This window comes from Streptomyces javensis (assembly GCF_039525925.1).
Lineage (GTDB): Bacteria > Actinomycetota > Actinomycetes > Streptomycetales > Streptomycetaceae > Streptomyces > Streptomyces asiaticus.
The window spans coordinates 1-5,726 of record NZ_BAAAIF010000167.1; the positions used below are offsets into that span (position 1 = coordinate 1).

Sequence of the window (5,726 nt, forward strand, 5' to 3'; positions counted from 1 at the left end):
TCTGGCTGCGCAGGGCGACGATTTTGGCTGCGGTGGGGAGGGTGAGGTGTCCGGCGACGCAGGCGGCGGCGATTTCGCCTTGGGAGTGGCCGATGACCGCGTCGGGGTGGATGCCGTTGGCCTGCCAGAGTGCGGCGAGGGAGACCATGATGGCGAAGGTGGTGGGCTGGAGGACATCGACGCGCTCAAGGCTCGGCGCGTCGGGTGCTCCGGTGATGACGTCGATCAGCGACCAGTCGGTGTAGGGGGCCAGGGCCTCGGCACACTCGTTCAGCCGGGCCGCGAAGACCGGTGAGGTCTGGAGCAGTTGGGCTCCCATGCCTGTCCACTGGGCTCCCTGGCCGGGGAAGACGAAGACCGTCTTGCCGTGGCTGTCGGCGTGGCCGGTGGTGAGGCGGGGGTGGGGCTGTTCCGTGGCGAGGGCGGTCAGCGCGGCCGTGGCCTCACCGCCCTCGGTGTCGGTCATGATGACGGCGCGGTGGTCGTGGAGGGTGCGGGTGGTGGCAAGGGACCAGCCGATGTCCACCGGGCGTGCGTTCACGCCGGATTCCAGGTGGTCCAGCAGGCGTTGGGCATGAGCCCGTAGGGCTGTTGGGGTCCTGGCGGACAGGACCCAGGGCACGGCCCCGCCGGTGGCCACGAGCCCGGGGGCGTCCGTACCGTCGTCCGACTTCGGCGCTGCTTCGGGCTCTGGCTCCGGCGCCTGCTCCAGGATGAGGTGGGCGTTGGTGCCGCTGATGCCGAAGGAGGACACACCGGCGCGGCGTGGGTGTCCGGTCTCAGGCCAGGGCCGGGCCTCGGTCAGCAGGGACACCGCGCCCGACGCCCAATCCACCTCGGGCGTCGGCTCGTCGGCGTACAGGGACCGCGGCAGCGTGCCGTGCCGCATCGCCAGCACCATCTTGATGACGCTGGACACGCCCGCCGCGGCCAGCGTGTGTCCGGTGTTGGACTTCAGCGATCCGAGCCACACCGGCTCGTCCCCCGGGCGTTCCTGTCCATAGGTGGCCAGGAGCGCCTGGGCCTCGATGGGGTCGCCGAGTGCGGTGCCGGTGCCGTGGGCCTCGACCGCGTCGATGTCGGCGCCCGACAGCCCCGCGTTGGCCAGGGCCTGGCGTATCACCCGCTGCTGCGAAGGCCCGTTCGGCGCGGTGAGGCCGTTGCTCGCACCGTCCTGGTTCACCGCCGTGCCGCGGATCACGGCCAGCACCTCGTGCCCGTTGCGGCGGGCGTCGGACAGCCGCTCCAGCAGCAGTACGCCGACGCCCTCGCTGAAGGTCGTGCCGTCCGCACCCGCGCCGAACGCCTTGCACAGGCCGTCCGGCGCCAGACCGCGCTGGCGCGAGAACTCCACGAACGCCGAGGCACGCCCCATCACCGTGGCGCCCCCGGTCAGCGCCATCGAGCACTCGCCCTGCCGCAGCGCCTGTACGGCCCAGTGCATGGCCACCAGTGAGGAGGAGCACGCCGTGTCCACCGTGACCGCCGGGCCCTCCAGGCCCAGCACATACGCCACCCGGCCGGAGGCGACACTCGTCGCCGAGCCGGTGAGCATATAGCCCTCCAGATCCTCGGGGGCGGGCCCGCCGCGCACGCCGTAGTCCTGGTTGATGACACCGGCGAACACGCCGATGTCCCGGCCTCCCACCGCCGTGGGATCCATGCCCGCCCGCTCGAACGCCTCCCAGCAGGCCTCCAGGAACAGCCGTTGCTGCGGATCCATCGCCAGCGCCTCACGCGGCGAGATCCCGAAGAAGTCCGCGTCGAAACCGGCCGCGTCCTCGAGGAACCCACCGCGCAGCACATAGGAGGTGCCGCTGTGGTCCGGGTCCGCGTCGAACAGCGCTTCCAGGTCCCAGCCCCGGTCGCGGGGGAAGTCGGTGATGCCGTCGCGCTCGCCGAGCAGCAGGTCCCACAGCCCGTCCGGGTCGGTCACCCCGCCCGGCAGCCGGCAGCTCATCGCCACCACGGCGACCGGCTCGTCCGTCGCGGCGCCGGTGCGCACGGCCACCGGGGCCGCGGCGGCGGGTGCCGGACCGCCGCCCAGCTCGGTGTGGAGCAGCTCGGCGAGGAGCACCGGGGTCGGGTGGTCGAAGAGCGACGTCGCGGGCAGGCGCAGCTCCGTCGCCGAGTTGAGCCGGTTGCGCAGCTCGACGGCCGTCAGCGAGTCGAAGCCCATTTCCTTGAACGCCACCGTCGGCTCGATCGCCTCCGGACCGGTGTGGCCGAGGACCACCGCGGCCTCCGCCCGCACCAGGTCGAGCAGGAACTCCCGCTGTTCGGCGGGCGACAGCCCGGCCAGCTGCCCCGACGGACCACCGGCCGCCGGCGCCGTGGCCACGGCCCGCGCGGTGCGCCGCACCGGCCGTGCCAGCCCGCGCAGCAGCGGGGACACCTCGGCGTCCGGTGCGCGGAGGGCGGTGAGGTCGACTTTCGCGGCCATGAGCGCGGGCAGTCCGGACCGCAGCCCGGTGTCGAACACCCGCAGTGCCTCGGCGTTGTCCATGCCCAGCACGCCCGCGCGCCGGGTGCGGCGTACGTCGGTGGCGTCCATCGTCGCCGTGAGCGTGCTGGTGTCGCTCCACAGCCCCCACGCCAGCGAGGTGGCGGGCTGGTGGCGGGCGTGCCGCCACTGGGCGAAGGCGTCGAGGAAGGCGTTGGCGGCGGCGTAGTTGGCCTGGCCCGCGTTGCCGAGCGTTCCGGCGGCGGAGGAGTAGATGACGAACGCCGCCAGGTCGTGGTTGTCGTGGGTGAGCTCGTGGAGATGGGTGACCGCGTCGACCTTGGGGCGGAGGACGGTGTCGAGGCGGTCGGGGGTGAGTGCGGTGAGGATGCCGTCGTCCAGGGTTCCGGCGGTGTGGACCACGGCGGTGAGGGGATGGTCGGCCGGGATGGTGGCGAGGGCGGTGGCGAGTTGGTCGCGGTCTGCGGTGTCGCAGGCGGCGATGCGGACGTGTGCGCCGAGTTCGGTGAGTTCGGCGGTGAGGTCCGTGGCGCCGGGGGCGTCGGGGCCCTGGCGGCTGACCAGGAGCAGCCGGCGGGCGCCGTGGTGGGTGATGAGGTGGCGGGCGATGGTGGCGCCGAGGGTGCCGGTGCCGCCGGTGACCAGGACGGTGCCGCCGGGGTCCAGGGTGCGGGGGAGGGTGAGCACGATCTTGCCGGTGTGACGGCCCTGGCTCATCCAGCGGAAGGCCGTCGGCGCCTGGGTGATGTCCCAGTGCCGTACGGGCAGCGGCTGGATCGCGCCCTCCCGGAACAGCTCCACCAGCTCCGCGAGCAACTCCCGGATGCGGTCCGGCCCCGCGTCACCTCCCAGGTCGAACGCCTGGTAGCCCACGCCGGGATGTGCCTCGGCGACCGCGGCGGGATCGCGGATGTCGTTCTTGCCCATCTCCACGAACCGGCCACCGGCGCCGAGCAGCCCCAGTGAGGTGTCCACGAACTCGCCGGTGAGGGAGTTCAGCACCACGTCCAGCGCGGGAAACGCCGAGGCGAAATCGAGGTCGCGGCTGGACGCCAGACGCTCCTCCGGCACCCCCAGCGCGGTCAGCACATGGTGCTTCGACGGATGGGCGGTGGCGTACACGGTGGCGCCGAAGTGCCGCGCCAGCTGGACGGCGGCCATGCCCACCCCGCCCGCGGCGGCATGCACCAGCAATGTCTCATCCGGCTGGATGCCGCCCAGGTCCCGCAGCCCGTACAGCGCCGTCAGATAGGCCACCGGCACACCGGCGGCGGTGGCGTACGACCAGCCCTCGGGGATCGGCGCCACGGTACGCGCGTCCGCGGTGGCCAGCGGGCCGAACGAGCGGGGGAACAGGCCCATCACCCGGTCGCCCACGGCCAGGCCCTCGACACCCGGGCCGACCTCGGTCACCACACCGGCACCCTCGCCGCCCAGGCCCTCCTGGCCCGCCACGCCGCCGAGCGCGACGAGCACGTCCCGGAAGTTCTGACCGGCGGCGCGGACCTCGATCCGGACCTGACCGGTGGCCAGTGGCGCGGTGGCCTCGGGGTCCGGCCGCAGCACCAGGTTCTCCAGGCTGCCCTTCTCCGAGACGTCCAGGTACCAGTGGTCGTGCTCGGGTACGGCGAGACCCTGCGGCGACCGCACCAGACGCGGTACCCACAGCACCCCACGGCGCAGCGCCAACTGCGGTTCGCCGGACGCCACCGCGGCGGACAGGGCCCCCCGCGATACGTCGTCGGCGTCCACCAGGGTGATACGGCCGGGGTGTTCGGACTGGGCGGAGCGGACCAGGCCCCAGATCGCGGCGGCGGCGGGGTCGGTGACCTCGGCGGTGTGGTGCACGGACACGGCGCCCTGGGTGAGCAACACCAGCGGGATGTCGGTGAGTTCGGGTTGGCCGACCCACCGCTGCACCAGATTCAGCGCACGGGCGGCCAGGTCCCGGGTCCGTGCGGGCAGGCCGGTGTCCTCGGTGGTCCAGGCCGTGGTGTCGACGAGCACGGCCCCGGGCCGGGCCTCGCCCGCGACCAGCGCGTCCACGTTGGCGTGGTCGAGGGCATCGTCGAGGGTGGCCCAGGAGACCTCGGCGTCGGCGGTGGCGGGGTGCTCGGTCCAGTCCAGCGTGAACAGCGAGTCAGCGGACCGATCGGCGCCGCCGGAGGCGGCGGCGAGCTGTTCGGGACTGATCGCCCTGAGCACCAGGGAGTCCACCGAGGCGACGGGGGCGCCGGTGCTGTCGAAGAGGCTGATGGTGAACGAATCCGTACCGGTGGCGCGGGCGCGCACACGGACGGCGGTGGCCCCCGCCGCCAGCAGCCGGACGTCGTTCCATACGAAGGGGAGTGGCGTCTGGCCCGGGGTCGGGGGGAGACAGAAGTTGCTCGCGTGCAGCGCGGCGTCCAGCAGCGCCGGGTGGATGCCGAACCGTCCGGCCACCTGCGACTGCTCCTCCGGCAGCGCGGCCTCCGCGAACACCTCGCCGTCGCGCTTCCACACCGCCTTCAGGCCCCGGAACGCGGGCCCGTACTCGTACCCGGCCCGGGCGAGGTTGTCGTAGAAGTCGTCCAGAGCGACCGGCTCGACACCGGGCGGCGGCCACTCGGCGGTGCCGTCCCGCGTGCCGTCGTGGGCGTAGTCCCGCATGCCGTCCTCGGCCGAGCCGTCCGGCTGCGCGGCGAGAGTGCCCGAGGCGTGCTCCAGCCATTCCTGGGCCGTGTCGGCGCGGGAGTAGACCCGCACGCTTCGACGCCCGTCCTCCGCGCCGCCGACCAGCACCTGGACCTGGAGCGCGCCGTCTTCGGGCAGTGTCATCGGCTGGCCGATGACCAGCTCTTCCAGGGTGGGGGTGTCGGTCTCGTCCCCGGCGCGGATGGCGAGTTCGGCCATCGCGGTGCCGGGCAGCAGCACGGTGCCGGATACGGCGTGGTCGGCCAGCCAGGGGTGGGTGGTCAGCGACAGCTGCCCGGTGAGCATCACACCACCGGTGTCGGGCACGCTCACCACGGCCCCGGCTAACGGGTGGCCGGTGTCCTCCAGCCCCACGGCACTCACATCGCCCGCGCTGCTGCCTCGGGTGAGCCAGTAGTGCTGGTGTTGGAAGGGGTAGGTGGGGAGGGGGGTGGGGTGGGGGTGGGTGGTGGTGTAGAGGGTGGTCCAGTTGGGGGTGTGGCCGTGGGTGGTGAGGTGGGCGAGGTGGGTGAGGAAGCGGGTGGGGGTGTCGTCGTCGCGGCGGAGGGTGCCGGTGATGGTGGTGTGG

At 73.2% G+C, this 5,726-nt stretch carries 1 protein-coding gene; it reads right to left on the minus strand.

Annotated features, from left to right (window positions below):
- Positions 1 to 5,726: SDR family NAD(P)-dependent oxidoreductase (locus ABD329_RS47120; protein ID WP_344318174.1), on the minus strand; the 5,726-nt coding region annotated here is incomplete at both ends.